The 1415-nt window shown below is 37.8% G+C and carries 1 protein-coding gene; it reads left to right on the forward strand.

What is annotated here, in order from left to right; genetic code table 11:
- The first annotated feature begins 799 nt into the window (after window positions 1–799).
- A complete protein-coding gene (locus tag ACFO8Q_RS13550; protein WP_380026349.1) occupies window positions 800–1342 on the forward strand; it encodes a MauE/DoxX family redox-associated membrane protein in 543 nt (180 codons plus the stop codon).
- Window positions 1343–1415: the final 73 nt, after the last annotated feature.

Consider the following 1415-nt stretch of genomic DNA (forward strand, 5'->3'; position numbering starts at 1 on the left):
AAAAGGAATTCCGCTTGGTGAGATTTTGTTCAGAATTTTAATTCAGTACGTAGTTTTTAAACAGACTCTATATAGTGACTGAACATGAGGTAGAAATACACAGAATTATTTATGCAAAGATGAATCTTGAAAAGCTTATTAAATGATTAGAAGTGACACCTGGTTTATTGTTGGGTGTCGCTTTTTCCATGGTTGGCATTGTCTACTGGTTAAAACAGGTACTTGCATCAGAGGGGATGAAGACCGATTGGATGTTCTAGAGCGACTCGGGGACTTATCCCATATATCCGTTCTTCTGAGAATGAATAAAGTTCATCGACGTGGTATCCGTCCATACCAAATCGACGGACTCGTTGATATATGACATTTGTCATACCCCCGACTTGACAATTGGTGCCTGTCACTTGTCGAATCAAAAAAAGCCGGTACTTATTCCTCCCGACTTTGTTCATCTCAACTTGTTATTCTGAGTAAATTCCCATTCATTGAGTAAATGGCGGCAAAATCGACGGATGCTCCCTCTACCCCTAAAAAGCTCATTAAATAATTGTTAAATCTAAATTTTACAATAATTTCAACGTGATTTAACAGGAAATACATATATAGGGTAGAAATTAGGAAATATATCCTCGCAAAGTCGATGGTGTTATAGGGGCGGTTGTGGACATCGATAGAATCTTTAAATAAGGAGCGATAAATCACTGTCAGAGGAAGTACAAGGTTGAACAAACCCACGAACGCTCTATAATGCCGAAAAAATGATCTAACGAAATTCAACAGATTAGGAGGAGAGATGTTGTTGGAGATTTACTACGTTCTACGTTACTTACTGGCCATCATTTTTTTGGTTTCTGGTTTACCAAAGATCATCCGAATAAGGAATTTTGCGGAAGCGATTCGGGAGTACAATATCTTGCCTAAATATTTAGTTCTTCCATTTGCTTACTTATCAAGTTGGATTGAACTCTTAGCGGCTATGGCTCTTGCATTCGGATATTACGTTATTTGGGCGGAACTGGTTTTAGTGCCATTGTTGATTAGCTATGGTATAGCAATCGGGATTAACTTGTATCGTAAAGCAGACCTGAATTGTCATTGTTTTGAAGGGTTAGGAGAATCAAAATTGACATTCGCTACCTTAATGCGCGCGATGTTTTTATTGGGGGCAAATTTATTCGTCTTCGCCAATGACTTTGGGATTTTTGGAACCAGTTATAAGACCATCAGCATTTTAAATCTTGTAGTTTATGCAGGTTTAGTATTAGTTCTGCTTCTCCTGATTGAACTGACTCAACGAGGTTTGATTATTGCTGAGAAAGTAAAAAAAGAATACGGATTCTAGGAGGCGGATTAACCCCGCTTATTTGGACATACCTTCATTTTAGAGCTATTTTCATAGAGTTTCGTTTTATATG

Origin of the sequence: Effusibacillus consociatus (assembly GCF_042652925.1) — a bacterium.
Classification (GTDB): Bacteria; Bacillota; Bacilli; order Tumebacillales; family Effusibacillaceae; genus Effusibacillus; species Effusibacillus consociatus.